This is a genomic window from Microcoleus sp. PH2017_34_RAT_O_A, assembly GCF_020737885.1.
Classification (GTDB): Bacteria; Cyanobacteriota; Cyanobacteriia; order Cyanobacteriales; family Microcoleaceae; genus Microcoleus.
On sequence record NZ_JAEQDD010000120.1, the window covers coordinates 1 to 14,735 of the forward strand.

22 protein-coding genes and 1 tRNA gene are annotated in these 14,735 nt (G+C 46.3%); 7 read left to right on the top strand and 16 right to left on the bottom strand.

What is annotated here, in order from left to right; all coding sequences use genetic code 11:
* Nucleotides 1-63: 63 nt before the first annotated feature.
* The gene (locus JGK11_RS28915; RefSeq protein WP_293213899.1) at nucleotides 64-1,203 is read right to left on the bottom strand and encodes a transposase; all 1,140 of its coding nucleotides are present in this window, start codon (nucleotides 1,201-1,203) and stop codon (nucleotides 64-66) included.
* A gap of 198 nt (nucleotides 1,204-1,401) precedes the next feature.
* On the opposite strand from JGK11_RS28915, the gene JGK11_RS28920 reads away from it, so the two are divergent.
* Both JGK11_RS28920 and JGK11_RS28925 read left to right on the top strand, forming a co-directional pair.
* A complete protein-coding gene (locus JGK11_RS28920; protein ID WP_293179508.1) occupies nucleotides 1,402-1,884 on the top strand; it encodes a DUF393 domain-containing protein in 483 nt (160 codons plus the stop codon).
* 100 nt (nucleotides 1,885-1,984) lie between these two features.
* The gene (locus JGK11_RS28925) at nucleotides 1,985-2,194 is read left to right on the top strand and encodes a hypothetical protein (protein ID WP_293191312.1); all 210 of its coding nucleotides are present in this window, start codon (nucleotides 1,985-1,987) and stop codon (nucleotides 2,192-2,194) included.
* 46 nt (nucleotides 2,195-2,240) lie between these two features.
* Here the strand turns inward: JGK11_RS28925 and JGK11_RS28930 are convergent, their stop codons facing one another.
* The 14 genes from JGK11_RS28930 to JGK11_RS28995 all read right to left on the bottom strand — a co-directional run bounded on the left by JGK11_RS28930 (nucleotide 2,241) and on the right by JGK11_RS28995 (nucleotide 9,796).
* Nucleotides 2,241-2,900, bottom strand: coding sequence for a Uma2 family endonuclease (locus tag JGK11_RS28930; protein WP_293179502.1), 660 nt, complete (start codon nucleotides 2,898-2,900; stop codon nucleotides 2,241-2,243).
* Between the two features lie 58 nt (nucleotides 2,901-2,958).
* Nucleotides 2,959-3,044, bottom strand: a tRNA-OTHER gene (locus JGK11_RS28935).
* A 37-nt stretch (nucleotides 3,045-3,081) separates the two neighbouring features.
* Nucleotides 3,082-3,744 carry a hypothetical protein gene (locus tag JGK11_RS28940; RefSeq protein ID WP_293213901.1) on the bottom strand — a complete coding sequence of 221 codons (663 nt, stop codon included), beginning with the start codon at nucleotides 3,742-3,744 and terminating at the stop codon, nucleotides 3,082-3,084.
* 123 nt (nucleotides 3,745-3,867) lie between these two features.
* Entirely contained in the window at nucleotides 3,868-4,041 is a 174-nt protein-coding gene (locus JGK11_RS28945) for a hypothetical protein (protein WP_293213903.1), read from the bottom strand.
* A 15-nt stretch (nucleotides 4,042-4,056) separates the two neighbouring features.
* On the bottom strand, nucleotides 4,057-5,685 hold the full coding sequence (locus tag JGK11_RS28950) for a hypothetical protein (RefSeq protein WP_293213905.1): 1,629 nt from the start codon (nucleotides 5,683-5,685) through the stop codon (nucleotides 4,057-4,059).
* Entirely contained in the window at nucleotides 5,672-6,130 is a 459-nt protein-coding gene (locus JGK11_RS28955; protein ID WP_293179489.1) for a hypothetical protein, read from the bottom strand. The genes JGK11_RS28950 and JGK11_RS28955 overlap by 14 nt, the downstream gene beginning before the upstream one ends.
* Complete coding sequence (locus JGK11_RS28960; protein ID WP_293179486.1) at nucleotides 6,114-6,314, bottom strand: hypothetical protein; 201 nt, start codon at nucleotides 6,312-6,314, stop codon at nucleotides 6,114-6,116. The genes JGK11_RS28955 and JGK11_RS28960 overlap by 17 nt, the downstream gene beginning before the upstream one ends.
* Complete coding sequence (locus JGK11_RS28965; protein WP_293213908.1) at nucleotides 6,311-6,970, bottom strand: hypothetical protein; 660 nt, start codon at nucleotides 6,968-6,970, stop codon at nucleotides 6,311-6,313. Before JGK11_RS28965 ends, JGK11_RS28960 begins: the two co-directional genes overlap by 4 nt.
* A 133-nt stretch (nucleotides 6,971-7,103) precedes the next feature.
* A complete protein-coding gene (locus tag JGK11_RS28970) occupies nucleotides 7,104-7,346 on the bottom strand; it encodes a hypothetical protein (RefSeq protein ID WP_293179480.1) in 243 nt (80 codons plus the stop codon).
* A gap of 2 nt (nucleotides 7,347-7,348) precedes the next feature.
* Entirely contained in the window at nucleotides 7,349-7,534 is a 186-nt protein-coding gene (locus tag JGK11_RS28975) for a hypothetical protein (RefSeq protein ID WP_293179477.1), read from the bottom strand.
* Nucleotides 7,535-7,536: 2 nt separating this feature from the next.
* A complete protein-coding gene (locus tag JGK11_RS28980) occupies nucleotides 7,537-8,097 on the bottom strand; it encodes a hypothetical protein (RefSeq protein WP_293179474.1) in 561 nt (186 codons plus the stop codon).
* A 501-nt stretch (nucleotides 8,098-8,598) separates the two neighbouring features.
* Nucleotides 8,599-8,931: a hypothetical protein gene (locus JGK11_RS28985; RefSeq protein WP_293179471.1), complete on the bottom strand. Its 333-nt coding sequence runs from the start codon at nucleotides 8,929-8,931 to the stop codon at nucleotides 8,599-8,601.
* Between the two features lie 83 nt (nucleotides 8,932-9,014).
* The gene (locus JGK11_RS28990) at nucleotides 9,015-9,434 is read right to left on the bottom strand and encodes a hypothetical protein (RefSeq protein ID WP_293179468.1); all 420 of its coding nucleotides are present in this window, start codon (nucleotides 9,432-9,434) and stop codon (nucleotides 9,015-9,017) included.
* On the bottom strand, nucleotides 9,431-9,796 hold the full coding sequence (locus tag JGK11_RS28995) for a hypothetical protein (RefSeq protein WP_293179465.1): 366 nt from the start codon (nucleotides 9,794-9,796) through the stop codon (nucleotides 9,431-9,433). Before JGK11_RS28995 ends, JGK11_RS28990 begins: the two co-directional genes overlap by 4 nt.
* A 345-nt stretch (nucleotides 9,797-10,141) precedes the next feature.
* On the opposite strand from JGK11_RS28995, the gene JGK11_RS29000 reads away from it, so the two are divergent.
* Together JGK11_RS29000 and JGK11_RS29005 are read left to right on the top strand one after the other, a co-directional pair.
* Nucleotides 10,142-10,387, top strand: coding sequence for a hypothetical protein (locus JGK11_RS29000; RefSeq protein ID WP_293179462.1), 246 nt, complete (start codon nucleotides 10,142-10,144; stop codon nucleotides 10,385-10,387).
* A 40-nt stretch (nucleotides 10,388-10,427) separates the two neighbouring features.
* Nucleotides 10,428-11,105 carry a hypothetical protein gene (locus JGK11_RS29005; protein ID WP_293179459.1) on the top strand — a complete coding sequence of 226 codons (678 nt, stop codon included), beginning with the start codon at nucleotides 10,428-10,430 and terminating at the stop codon, nucleotides 11,103-11,105.
* A gap of 89 nt (nucleotides 11,106-11,194) precedes the next feature.
* Here JGK11_RS29005 and JGK11_RS32970 read toward each other — a convergent pair whose 3' ends face one another.
* Complete coding sequence (locus tag JGK11_RS32970; RefSeq protein WP_366026233.1) at nucleotides 11,195-11,443, bottom strand: helix-turn-helix transcriptional regulator; 249 nt, start codon at nucleotides 11,441-11,443, stop codon at nucleotides 11,195-11,197.
* A gap of 537 nt (nucleotides 11,444-11,980) precedes the next feature.
* Between JGK11_RS32970 and JGK11_RS29010 the strand changes: the two genes are divergently transcribed.
* The 3 genes from JGK11_RS29010 to JGK11_RS29020 all read left to right on the top strand — a co-directional run.
* The gene (locus JGK11_RS29010) at nucleotides 11,981-12,196 is read left to right on the top strand and encodes a hypothetical protein (protein WP_293213910.1); all 216 of its coding nucleotides are present in this window, start codon (nucleotides 11,981-11,983) and stop codon (nucleotides 12,194-12,196) included.
* Nucleotides 12,193-12,522, top strand: coding sequence for a hypothetical protein (locus JGK11_RS29015; protein ID WP_293213912.1), 330 nt, complete (start codon nucleotides 12,193-12,195; stop codon nucleotides 12,520-12,522). Before JGK11_RS29010 ends, JGK11_RS29015 begins: the two co-directional genes overlap by 4 nt.
* A 404-nt stretch (nucleotides 12,523-12,926) precedes the next feature.
* A partial coding sequence (locus JGK11_RS29020; RefSeq protein WP_293213914.1) for a hypothetical protein occupies nucleotides 12,927-14,735 on the top strand: 1,809 nt, incomplete at its 3' end.

Genomic DNA, 14,735 nt, shown 5'->3' on the forward strand with positions numbered 1-14,735 from the left:
ACGTTTGTTGCGTCTGAGGCTGGTCATGTTGTGGCTTGCATCCCGCTCGAAGAGTCGGACAGTCTACAAGCCCCTCCCTTTAGGGATGGGGTTCATGACCTGTGCTGCTGCTACATCTCTGTGGGTCGTATACCCACATTCAGGGCAAGAATGAACCCTGACATCTAGGCTTTTCTTACCAGTCAAGGTTCCACAATTAGGGCAGGTTTGACTGGTATAGTTCTTGTCTACTTGGGCAAAATACACCCCACGCTTCCAGCACACATGAGACAGGATGGAAAAAAATTGACCATAAGCTGCATCTAAAGTATGTTTACCAAACAACCCCTTAGCCCAAGCCTTAAAATTGATATTTTCAACAAATATCATGGACGCTTGGTCGCACAGCCGATGAGCTAATTTATAATGCCAATCCTTTCGAGTATCGCTAATTCTTTGATAAATTTGAGAAATTTTTCTTTGAAGCTTTAGCCAGTTATTAGACCCTTTTCTCTTATGCTTTAATCTTCGTTGCAGTAATTTCAACTCGCGGTGAAGTGCATTAAAGAATCTCGGTCGATTTACCAATTCTCCATCAGAGGTTGCCAAGTATTTATCTAGTCCGATATCCACACCTAGATGATGTCCCGACGGGAGAATGTCCGGTATATTTACCGCTAACCGATAAGTCAGCATTACAAAATAACCAGAAGCCTTTTTAACTACTCTAATTTGCGCCAGGAGAAAACCCTCTGGTACAGGCCTAGACATCTTCAACCTGACCCAACCAATTTTTGGCAGATTAACCCGTCCATTCTCCACTGCTGCATCTTTGACAGCCGGAAACACAAACGAGCGCAGCCTTTTTTTAAAGCGTGGAAAACCATGTCCTCGATCCCACATTGCCACAAATGCCGATTCTAACACCTTTAATGTTTGCTGCAACACTTGCGAATGCGGAACCTTTAATTCGGAATAAATCTTCTTAGCTCTTGCTAGATTTTTACACTGACTAGCATAGGTAGGTCTAGGTGTGTCTGGTGAGATGATATATTCACCAACTATCGAACAAGCATTAACAGGAGACTTGCGAGAATTTACCCAATCCTTCCGTTCTCTCAAGGCATAGTTATATACCTGACGACAAACGTTTAACCAAGTCTCAAATATTTCGACTTGGTGTTTATTAGGTCGAAGTTTGTACTCGTGAGTTACTGTTAACATGAATCTATGATATCATTTTTTGATAAAATAAGCGTGCTAGTTTATAAATTTGACTGCGAGAAACAGCCTGGTAATCGTTTCTCTTGCGACTCAAGTCTGGGCCGCGTTCATCCCCATGCCTGAGCCTGAAGTCAGCGGCTTTCCGCTCGTCTTCAGGTAAAATGTTTGTGTGCGATCGCCATTAAAATAAATTTCCCTATGTCTACTGCTAAAACTGAATTTCCCGAATCTGTTGAAATTAAGCCATCTTGGCAGATTGAGCTTTTGTACGACGGTGAATGTCCGCTGTGCGTGCGGGAGGTCAATTTCTTGAAAAAGCGGGACGCGGGCCGAGGTTTGGTGTCGTTTGTGGATATTGCGGAGGATGACTACAACCCCCAAGCCCACGGCGGAATCGACTACGAAACGGCGATGGGCCGGATTCACGCGGTGTTACCCGACGGTACGGCAATTAAAAATGTTGAGGTATTTCGGCGGATCTACGAGATTTTGGGGATTGGTTGGGTCTATGCTGTGACTAAGTTGCCGATTGTTGGGGCGATCGCGAATTGGCTGTACGGAATTTGGGCTGATTGGCGGCTGCCTTTGACGGGAAGACCGGACTTAGCAAGTATTATGAGCGATCGAACTGCGCGGATCGAGTGCGAAATTGAAGGTCGCTGTCGGGCAAAGTTGGAATAGAGTTAAATTGAGTAAGTGCGATCGACCGATTTGCAGATTTCAACAGAAACAAACTGCAACTAAGATTAAAGATTGATTGCTACTAAAAGCAGGGGGAAAAATGGAAGACGCAGGATATACAGTCTTCATGGGCTTCGGTGGTCTTTGGGTACTCATGGGAATTGTCGCTGTGACTTTCCTGTTCAAATCGGACGGTCAAAAACTTAAGTTTGGTAAATGGGGACTGCTAGTGGCTATTCCGATCCTAGTGCCGATCGCCCTGGTTTTGACATATCAGATATTCCGACCGTTTATTATCCCACACCTTTGAGTCGATCGTCCGTGGGAGAAAGGAATTAGTTAAATTAAGTTAAGTATTATTCATTTTCGGGCGATCGCAACTGCTCCCTCACCCATACTCGCAAAGCGTCAATTATAGTCATATCATCCTCCGTCTCGGCCATCTGCAAAAATTGAGTGATTATTTCTGAAGAAACAATCGGAAAAGTGGCACTACATTCACAGATTACATATTCTCCGTTCTGAAATTGAAAAAATTGTACAGTCTCTCCGAGATATCTCCAAATTTCAGGAACTCCCAGGTTTTTGTAAATACTAAAGCGATTAGTAGATGGACTGGTAAGATCGACTTCAATGATTAAATCTGGTGGCGGGTCAATTGATAAGTTAATTTTTCTGCCACGAATGCGATCGACATTTTGGATATAAAAACAGGAATCTGGTTCGGCACCTTGTTTTAAATCTTCACGATTGAGAGTTGTCGAACCAAATCCCTTACGTTTCAACTTTAATTCATCGCTTAAAGTAGTCACAAACTGTTTTAGCAAACAATTAACAGTTTCATGCAAATCTGATGGCATGATAATTTCTAATACTTCTTGAAAATATGAAAACCGCGAAGACCTGTTGTCTCCAGCTTCTGCTAACAAGCTTTGGTAAGTCTGCCAACTGATACTAGATAGTACCACCCGTTGTGTGGTTTTTTCTGGAGAGGGATGAATGAGCGTCGCAGTCATGTTTGCCTCCTGCTTAATCCAGAAAAAAGTTTATTACAACCCTAAACTTTCGAGAGAACGGGACAGACGGGGCTCGAACCCGCAACTTCCGCCGTGACAGGGCGACACTTCCAGATCAAGTGTTCGCCTGCTTTCAACTGTCCCTGCACAACAAAAAATCTATCTCACCCTGACCGAAAAGTCAAGAGTCAAGAAAAAATATTTCAACGTCGTGCTTATTTGCTCCACCCAGTACCGCTGCATAGGGGTCATTCGGTGGCTCGTGACGAATCGGCATCGGGGTACCCCACCACTCAGCATCCTCAAAAAGCTCAGGACGTTTGTCGTAGTAATCCCGCCAGCAATCTGGATACCATTCCCAAGCTTTCCAAAAGCCATGAGGAATGATCGATCGTTCTACCACATACCCATCTAGATCCGAGCAACGAGGTCTCTCAAACCAGCTCCATTGAATTTCGCAAGGTGACGCCCAGCCGTGCTCCCACATGGTGAAAAAAGTATAGTCAAAATCATAACCAGGGGCAACAGGGACTTCAACACGAACTCCATCAAAAGGTAAATCAATAGCGGGGGCAAAACCTTCTTCGTCTGATACACCAACCCTAATATATTTAACAATGCGATTCTCATTTCCATTGTCGTAAGAAAACATATCCAAGTACACAGGCAACTCAACTGCCTGAATTTGATCATCCCTACACCACCCAAAAACTCGATCCTCGTCTTGATAAAGGGAACCTTTTTGGAATCGCAATTTAAGCCATGCAGGCAACTCCTCAAATTCTTTCAGAATTCCAGGAACCAACATTAAATCTGTTGCAGACGCATCATTCAGCAATCTCATAATCATTGTTTTGGCTGAACTCCTTGAACCCCTCGTCGTGACCGGGTTCAAATATCTTTGGATACCCCATTTCAACTTTCGCTCAAACATAAAGAAACAAGGAGCGACCTTGCAATTACGCTGTTAATTTAAGTCAATATCTTCATCAAGCTCATCAAAATCTGGGTCATCCTTGGAATAAGCCCAAGCATGATCACAAGCATTACAGGTGTAAAATCCATAATCTTTGTCGAACTTAATATCCACCGATCCACATTGCGGGCATTGAATATCTTTTGTCAACGACCCTTCTTCCATTTGTTATTTGCCTCCCTAAATAACTACGGATTGATAGTGATTTCTAGCAGACTCGTAGCGCTTATCGCTACCAGATTTAGCAACCCCCCATATCGCCAAAATAGCAGCATTCTGAGATAGCCCGCTACGCTTACAGGCAACCACCACCGCACGCACTTCGGGGGTCAATGACTGCGTTGGATCAGGAAACTCCCAATTTTCCGGAATCGGGTTGACTGCGTTGTATTTCCGGTGCAGCAAGGATTCCAGGTGGTGAATAGGTTGGTGGAGAGGCGGTGGAGAGGTGGTGGAGACTGGTGGAATCTCCACCACTGACTCAGTGGGATAATCTGTAGCAAATGATTCGAGAAATATTTCGCAATCCCCAAAATGATCCACATCGTCAATCAGCGATCGTGCATCAGGAATAGAAACATCAATTGGTACAGAATTGGGTGATTTAAGTTTGCCTTGCCCCGAAGGCTTCCACCCGTCTTCAGAGTCCTTATCTGGTACGGCGGTCAGCAACAAGGTAATAGCACCGGACTGTTTAAACAATTCCGACAAATTTTTCGCCTTGAACATTGCCTGAGTATCAGTCTGAGCTGTAACAAGAGGAAAAACCTTTCCCTTCCTGGCCGCTATAAAAAGCTTTAGCCAAAAAGTTTGCAAGATATTTTCAACCTCAGTAGGCGGCAAGATTAAAGCCAAAAGAGGCTGCCACTCACCTATCTCCTCAAGGAGTAAGGTGATAGGAAAATGATGGTAAGTTCCCTCATCATCATTCTGATATTCATCGTATCGCTTGGATAAAATCTCAAGAATTTTATTCAAGCCATCCAGCAAGCTTTTCGCCCGTTCCTTGTCACCCAAACCAATACCGTAAATCTTCGTCCCTTTGATGAGGAATTTTTCAATTCCTCGGTACATTGATTTACGCTTGTGGGAGTTTATAATTATCAATCGATGTCCTCGACTGATGCGACAACGAATCAACGCGCTCGTCAGGGTAGTCTTTCCCGATCCAGGGGTTCCAATAAGTTTCAAAAATCCCGCAAAAACTGCGCTACTGATTTGGCTTTTCAGCAAAGATTGAGTCAGGGAATCACCGGGTTCGATCGCACTTTTAACTTGTTCTCCGACATCAATTTTGTCACCTGGATTTGTAATGTCATCCAGTGTTCCCGGCTTACCGTGAGGTAACGCTGGCTGGGATGGCACTGGAGTAAATCCGATCGCCTCCTTGAATTTTTGCTGAAGCTGCAAAGTAAAAAGATCGATATCTGCCTGCGCCTCAAGTTGTAATTTTTTGAGGCGAACCCCTGCACCGATTTCGGCCGTTGTCTGATTTTCTTTTTGCTGGATATCGTCGCTGGCAACCTGTCCAGCCCAAAATAGCCGCTGTTCGCGTTCGTCACTGCCAGCGAAGTGTAGAGCAGCCCCAAAGCTAGCGAAGCTAGCTAACCCACCAAGCAGCCGAATCAAGCCGGAAGCGCCCTCAGTTTTGACAATCTTGCTATCGGGCTGGACTAACCAGTGAGGATAAGTTCGCTTGCCAAGTTTGGTGCGAATCGTTAGTTGGGTGTCAACCGGAAGGCTTGCGCCGGCAAGAACAAAGCCAGCGCAACCAGCAAGCAGAGCAAGTGAAATCTTAAGTCGAGACATTGCGACCTCCCCACAGCCACGCCACAAGGACACACACCATCAACAACCCAACCACGATCGACCCCCCGTACAAAGAGAGGAAGTCACCAACAGCACCAAAGATTGCCAAAATTGCATCCCACTCACCGGCCGCAGAGCCGAGAGCGATCGCGGTGGCAGCCGCCTGATATCCAGGACGATCGTCGTCCGCGCCAAAAAGAGCCTCCTTGCCAACCACCGCGGTCGCAATTATTCGGATAGCAAAACTGCCAAACGACAACCAGGGAATCATTCTAAAAATAAGTACCGCGGATGCAGTGCCACTGGCTATCAAGCCAAAATGAGCTACTCTGTAAGCATTCCGAGAAAATGCGATCCGCTTTTCTCCCGGCTCGGCAACCTGTAGTTTCGGTTGCCGAGCCTCCCAGTCCTCGTAAGCTGCGTACCCTTCAAGAGTTCCGTCCATCATCTTGCTCCAATACTTTTTTAGCTAAATCCATGCCGTCGTTGCCACCGCACCACCGTCGGCGTTTAATGTGTCCAAAACAACTGACATTTGACCAGTTATTTGGGTCAGCGTAAGCTTCCAAGACTCTGCGATAAGCCTCAAGCTTTTCGCGATCGCGATCTCTAAAAAATGGAAACTTCATACTTTAAACCATCCAGCCAAAGATTTAGAAATCGAGCCAAACAAGCCGCCACTCAAAGTTTTTTGGCCTCCAGAAGTAGTGGTTTCGCCTTTCCAGTAAGCTTCTTGCTGCTGGCGGGCGATCGCCTCTTGATTTTTGGCATCCGCACTGGCTTTAAGCTGTGGTTCTAAGGCGGCCGACTGAGTTTTAAAGCCAGCTTGGAGAAACTTGATATCAATGCCGTAGCGATCGGCTATCAAGCCGATTTCTCCGCCTGTCTTCGCTTGCGCGAATCCCATGTCGGCAGCAAATTGAGCCTCGGTTTTGAGTACAGAAAGCCTTGCTTGCTCCTTGCGGTAAAGTACCGCAGCCTTATATTTGGCTCCCCCTTCAATGCCCTTGGCAACAAGCCCCGTTATTTTTTCATCTGTATCAAATCCGTATTCAAGAAGCTCCAGCGCAAGCTCTTCGATCCTTTTGATGCAATCCAAAATCGCCTTTTGATTCGCAACATAAATCTTTGAGCGTCGGGCTTGCTGCTGCCACTTCTTCTTATTAACCGAACTTTCGTGAACTTCTTCATCCGTGCAATTCGCTACCTTGGCGAGACCGATATCGCCTAAGTTTTGTCGGAGAACCGGCGACATAGGATTATGACCTACAACCCTTGAAAGCATTATTGTTCCTCCTCTTTTGCCAATTGAGCTCTTAAACCTTGAATTTGACTAACTACCTCGATCGCCCTAGCACACTGGCAGCGACCACACCGCAAACATTTGAAACTACATTTTTCGCATCGCAACTTAGCCCCTACTTATCCGAAGTGGATTCTTGTTTTGGCTGCTCGCTATTTGAGACCGTCCCAGCATCTGGCGACCAATAATTGACACTGTTGTTAATAATTTGAGTGCCGAAAATCACTGTTGGAGACTTTTGTTGCCGAAGCCCTTGCCCAAAACCGGCATCATATCCAATAGCAAAAATTGCAAGCCCGCTCACACAGACTGCACCGACGACCATACGTTCAATTTGGCTGTCATTTGGTTCTTTCATAACTACCCTCTCAAACTTTTTACTTGACCAATTACCTCGATCGCCCTAGCGTCCCAAATCCCATAATCTTCTCGGAGAGATTTGATGACATTAGCCTCGACTGCCGGCGCCGATTCGCCGTATGCAACCACCGTTCGATCGGGATTGTATTTGCGAGACACTTTGACCGTCCACTGAGGAGTTTTCATATTCAATCCACCTCGAAAACATCTTGGGCTTGCACACCCAATTCCCGCATCTCTGCATTGAACTCCTCGGCGAAACCCGCCTTAATTTCCTTGGCAACCTTCTTCGCCAAACTGCCACCAAGCATCCTCCAGTTAGCCATGCCACTGTTCAAGTTAGCCTTCGCGGACTTAAAGTTTTCATCCGCAGCCTTGTCGCACTGCTGAGCTAATTGATTGTTCTTACTGGCAATAGTTAGAGCACTGCTGGTTTCTCCGGAATCCGCAAAATTGAGCAAAGCTTCAAGAGATTTCTTGTCACCCGATCGCAAAGCCTTGACGAGAGAAACGGCAAATCCCGAGTATTCGGTTCTTCGCGCTTCCCCACGCCTTAAGAGATCGACGGGGCAATTGTATTTCCCGGTCAACTCAGAGATAGCTCTTTGGAAACCAGACTTATCTAACATCGCCTGATATTGAGCTTCGGAAGGCTTGAGCCAATCCCCTTCCTCTTGAATCGATTCAGTCCAACTCGGCATCTCGGACACAGCCTCAACGTCAACAATTTCAACACTTTCGGTAGTCATGCTTCCTGCCATAAATGCGAATCAATTCGCGAATCGATACGAATCAAATCAGAATCGATTTGAATCGATAATCCAACAATAGCGGCTGGCGAAACATCAAGGTACTAGGCAGAGCCTAATTATTGGGCACTGCCCAAAAACAACCCAAATCGATTCAATTTCACAAAAAAAAGACCCCCTCCAAGAAGGAGGAGGTCGGGAAATAAATCACGAACCAGGTGGTACAGGCAGGTGAGAATAAATCTCCCCTAGGAGCCTCTTTATGTAGGGTTTTGGCTCCCTGTACTTGGGGTCGGATTCGTCTTTCAGATAGCAGTACAAGCTTTGAAGGGGAATATCAGTTTCTCTGGCAATCTTGTAAAGTGACCACTTTGTCAAATCTCGGAAAGTTTTCGGATCAATGTGTCGGTGTGTTGTTATTATAGACATATCATCTTGCCCGCAAAAACTAAGGTGGTCGGCCCCTGGCTGTTGATATCAGCGCAGGGGCATTTTAATCTTTTAATCGGCTAATCTTTCTTTAGCGGCTAAAACTGAATAATCTTCGGCAATACCCTCGGTCAGCAGCGCCATAATACGCAACCCTTCATTGACATTCTCGAAATCAACCGAATCATCCATGTCAAGTAGAGAGACGGATTCGAGGGTTGAGTCGTCCATTGAACAAACAATTTCAAGTGCTGACGCGAAAGTCATATCAACCCTCAACGAGCAAGCGGTAGCTTCCAGTAATGACAGCTTATCTTCCAAACTCGCACCCTCTAATGATTTTCCGAAACGGGATTCCAGGATGTCGGTAACAGTGGATTGATGATCGTTATTTTCAGTGTTCATGGCTGAATAGATAGGGGGATTTACTCGTTGCTTCGGACTGGCTCATGTATGCGCCACTGCGTTAAAAAGGAATAGGATCAAAATCAGTCATCCTCCTCTATAGGTTCGTCACATTCCTCGTTGTCATTTTCAGTGTTGCCAGATTCCCCCGTTCCCGCCGATCGCAATTTCAGCCTTTCATCGAATTGCAAAACATTACTTCGGGGATTCACTCCGCAACCTTCAAGGAATTGAGCGAGCCGATCAAGTTGGGCGCGAGCTATCTTTAGCCGATCTTTAGTATCAGCTAGATTTCTTTCTAGTTTGCCAATGTTTTCACCGATCGCTTGGCTGTCTTCGATCAACAAAAATTGAGCATCTAGCCTCCGGAGCAAGGCGTTGACCTGTCGCTCGTCAATTTCACCGTCAAATTCAATTTCCAACGTTCCATCCGTTCTATACTTCTCCCATGAGGATGAGTTTGAAACTTCCTTGACTACTGGGATACTAACTTTGAGCTTCATAATTCTTGTGCCTCCCAACAATTTGATTTGTAGTTGTACCGCCAGCCGAAAAACTGGACTAGGCGAAATAGCTGATAAACGCGAATCCGGAAAGTAGAATGTAAAGGGCAAACAGCCAAAGCTCCCCGAATCTTGAGCTTGAGCGCTGGAGTCAATCTCCTCCCTTCCGTGAGCAAATTAGGTGGCAGCGACAAATCTTCAGAAGTCCGCCGATCGCCCCGAACGCAATTTAAGGGGTTCGATCGATAATCAGCAGAACAAATCAACCGCAGGTATCGCTTGGCGGCGGGCTCGCCGGAACCCAGATCGAGGTATTCGCTGTCGTCGTCGAAGAAGCGGGGGTGGTTGGGTAGGTCTGCCATGGCATCACTTCAGCAACCACTTACGATCGCTACCACTCCACCGATAACCGAGAGTCTTGAGATTGGCATAAAGGATTGATGGATCCGATCCAAGCCCTTGCATCCTGGGAGGAGAGCAAGAGCCTGCTCGTATTTTTTGAGCTTGATTTTAGGCATAGGGTATGATTGTCAGTAGCTGGGAAAGGAAGGGCGATCGCCGGATCTACCCAGAGCGATCGCCCGTGTGCTTGGTTAGAGCGTTAATCTTGCGGTGTCACCCGCAAGTCTGGAGAGGCGTGTAGCGAGCCTCAGTATCTAATTGTCAATAAGCTTGGTTATCAAAAATGTCCCATTTTTGGGACATTTTTGTATGAATCATTCTTTTCAGACAAGGCTAAAAAACTGGAGCAAGAGCTTGAAAAACAGAGCTTTTGCTATTTCAGCATCGAGGAAATGCCTGATTATTTTCGCCACGGCCGCAGTAAAAATCATTGCCGCCACCGAGAGAGCGAAACCTTGATTGAGAAAGGTTCACGAAAAATGTCCCACCTTTGGGACATTTTTCGTAAACCTGCGTTATTTGCGTGGTTGCGCGGTTCCGCTGGTGGCTGAAATCGCTATAAAATCCAGAAACTAATACCTGGGTTTTAATATGAACTTCAAGAGACGAATCGAATGGCGCAAATGGCTAGGGGTGGCGGGATGGGTAGCGTTGGGCTACTTCATCGGGCGGCCGGAACAGCTCAGCCGGATGGCGCGGAATCTAGAGAATCACTTGGCGGGAAGTCGGACGCAGTATCTTGTACCAACTACCACAGGGACAGCGCCTCGACTGGTTCAGATATACCAGCAACCCCGGCAGTCCTTCAGTTCCACTTCCGAGCCTGGGCAGCAGGGATGGAACGATTTTTATGACCAAAATGGGCGGTTTTCGATAATAGTGCCACCACACAAAGTTAAGCAAGTGACAGATGCTGACGGCGTGATGTACTCGATCGAGCAAAAAGACGAATTTTACACTTTTGGGTACAAGACAATTGAAAACTCCGAATTCATTAGCCCCGATCGCAAACAGGCTCTTATGACGGAAGTTGTCAGCAAGCAATGGAATTCAGGAACTACCTTTGGGGAACAGTTTTCGATCGTTTCACAAAGACACTTTGGTCTAAACGGAAACCCAGGAATAGAGGTTAACTTGCAACACAGGTCTAAACCGCTCAAGATGACGTTCCGAAAGGTGATGGTGAGAGATCGCCTGTACATGATGGGGGTTGTGAGTCCTTACAATCAGAACACGCAGACATTCCTGAACTCGTTTCGGTCGCACTAGACAACGGTGCTAGACAAAACAATAGACTGTGATCAAGCCTCCCCAGAAACTACCTGGGGAGGCTTAACTATTTAATTTTCAAGGTTCCGTTAGGCGGGTTTGCGACTTATATTACTGAACGCCTCAATCAGCTCTTCAAGAGTGCAATCATATGCCTGGCAATACCTAGGAATATCAGTCAGAGAGGGACTAGGCACGGTAATACCTCGCTCCCATTTACTGATAACAGACTCAGTAATACCTAACTCGACGGCTATTTGCCTTTGAGTTTTGTTGGCTCTTTTGCGAATCCACACAGGTGTTAGAAGATTTGCTTGATTTTTTAGTTGACTTACCATAGTATATAAGAACTAGCTTTTAAAAGCAAGTTTGAGAGAACAAGTTTTTTGAGGCTGGTGTTCGACCACAAAAAGTAAGCAGGCTGGTGATTAGCGTCTACGGCCTGCTTACTACAAATATAAGAGTTTCCAGCAAGCAAACCGTCTTTGGCAACTAGCTCTGTAAGACCTGATGAGCATGAGCGACAAGAAGCGGTCGGTTCCGGCAACTCCACAGCACAAACAAGTTAACCTACGTCTTTTCACGTAGACAAACTCTGCCTTTTAGAAAGGAATTCCGTGAAAATGCGGACTTTATCGATCGGGTCACGTGCCATTGCGGTATCAGTAGCCCTGATTTTCAGTGGGCGATTAGCGACGAACACCCCCGACACACCGCCACCACCGGGAAGCGGTCGCAGGGATTCCACAAAAGCAGAGGTGATGCCTATGACCTAATACCTGGACTGCCTATAAACTTCCTTCCTATCATTCGCCGGCGATCGCGCGGCAGGACGTGCGATCGCCTTTCCCTCACCCCATCAAGCAAGTAAACCCATGAACACAGGCCGAACCATTGCCAGCCACATAGCAATCAACGAAACCAGAAGAAACGACATCTTAGAAATCCTCAAAGACGGCCCTAAAACAGCCCACAGAATCTCTCTCAAGATGCCCGGATTCTATTCCACAGGAACAACCATGTGCCGCCTACGCGAGTTACAGGCAGCAGGAAAAGTAACAAATTTCGGAGACGTATGGGAAATCAAATGAGTCAAGTCAACCCACTAGACACTTTCAAAAGCACCTACGACATAGACGACGAATTGGTCAAGATCCTTGTGCGAGATAGAACCACTCTCGGCTTACTTTTTCTCACGCTAGAAAAGCTCGCCTGGAACGAAAGAATGGCAGTGGGCTTAGCCGCCTATCACCGCATCGACCAAACCTCCGCGCAATTGATAGAAATCAAGCCGCGTCACGGCGAATTTGCGACACCTGTCGCGGAAGCAATGGAATTATTGAAAGCCCTTTCCCCGTCGGCACTGGCCGAATTAGCCGGGGATATTCTGCAAGATAACTTTGAACTTGAAGCGTAGTGCCAAACAGCATGGCGTGCGATCGCACTCTAGTCGGTGCGATCGCCTTTCCTAATTACTAATAACCAACAACCCATAACCAATGGAACAACTAGAAGAAGATATCTACTATTTGTACAAAATCAAGATCGACTAACAGCAACAGAGGACGATCCGATTCACAAGAGGAAGTATGACGACTGGAACAGTATTTGCCGTCGGCGAATCAGTATCAATGCTGGTCAATAAAACAAAAAAGATAGGATTTATAGAGGAAATTTGTGGGGATTTCCTATTTGTCAGATGGGTTATATCAGGGACAAGAAAAATACGTTCATGGGGCTGGATATCAAGTCGCTGGGCATTAAAGAGGCATCCTTTAATCGTCCAGACAGATGAATTATCGATAAAATGGAGGCTTTAACATGACAATTACAACTGTCGATCGACCAGCACGCATCACCGAAATGGGGAGAGCAGAGGCAGATTCAATCACGCAGGATATCAAGGGTAACTTTGACAGCCTGGGTTCAATGCTCATAGAAGCAAGAGATCGAAAAGCCTACAAAGCCCTCGGGTACAGAACCTTTGAAAGCTACTGCAAAACTGAATTTGGCAAGTCAAGTTCCAGTGCTTACAGATTGATTGAGGACGCGAAAGTAGTAGCACGATTAGAGGCTGAAATTGCCAAACAATACGACGAACCGATCACCTTAAATATCCCCAGCGCTTGCCTTCGCCCCCTAAAAGAAATTCCAGATATCGGCAATAAACTTAAAGCGATCGAATATGCAAAAAATTTAGCGGCAGCGGAAGGTAAAAAGGCTACTAAAAAACATTTAGAAATAGCAGTATTTGAGATATCCGGTAAGCGCAGTCAGGATTACAAAGCCGCAATTCAAAGCTTAGGCTTTACGAAGGGCGTGCCAGTCGAGATAGTCGAGACAAAAGACGTAAAAAGCGACAGAGGATTAGTCAAAAAAGTAGACAAATTAGGCAAGATTCACGTCGCACTTTACAGCGGAGGAGTCTACCCAAAACCACTTGGCGCCAGTGACCTGAGAATACTAACGAAAGCGGAAAAGCCTACCACTCCACTGAACGAAATCACTGCCAGCAAGGGCGATAGAGTGTTGATTTTTGCCAAGGGGCTAGAAGGCAAAAAAGGAATTATTCACAAATGGAAAGATGAATGCCAAGCACTTGTCACAGTGGACGGGGAAGATGAGCTATTTACTATCGCCTATGCAGAGATGGAGTTGATTCGACGCGAACAAGAAGAGGCTAACTGGGAATCGGAATTGGTGTGGGAAGCCGGGAAAAACAGATATTATTATTTCCCGCAAGAAGACACAATATACAGCGATACATGGCCACAGGGCTTAGCTCTAAAACCTCACTCCCACGAACAAAGCCCAACTGAATTCATGAGGGAATGGGAAGATAAATTCGCGGGCGATTTACTCGAAAGCCTTACAAATCCGGCACGATTGAAGACACTAGCACTCGCGCAGGCGATCGAACTCCCAGAGGATGAAGGTAAGGAATTCGCTGCTGATTTGATAGCCAGTCTGAATCAATTATTTCCCCAAGCGTCCAAGCCCAAGGCCATGGGAATAAGCTTTGCCTTGACAATAAACGAGTTGACTTCCGGCAAAAAAACGCAAACTCGGCGTGCGTGGCAAGATGATTACGCCAAAAACTTCATTAGATATTTCGACAAAAATATTGCCATCCCAGCACTAAATAAGGGCCGCCACCGTGGCGGACACGAACTAGGATTTATCAGACTCACTCAGCGCCCATACCAACAGTACCTGTCAGAAATGTCACCCATCGATTTGCAAGAAGAAGGTGGCATGGTTGCGACAGCACAAGAATTTATTGACACATATTTCGAGGGGCAAGACAAATTAGTTTGGGTTTTGCACTTCGAGTTTCTGTCCACACCTGCCGGCGGTAACACATCTTTATTAACAGAGGAAAACCAGCGGCTGCGAGAACAATTGGCAGAGGCAGAATTAGAAATCCAAACAATGGTGAGTGCAGCTTCCTCACCCTCGCTCTTGGAGTCCGCAGCACACACCGACTTCTTACCAGACAATACGGTCAAAGCATTGGGTGTAAACATTGTAGACGCGACTGTAGACACCGCAGAAGCCTCGGATGTGGAGATTGTAGACACAGCACTTGACGCGACTGTAGACACCGCAGAAGCCTCGGATGTGGAGATT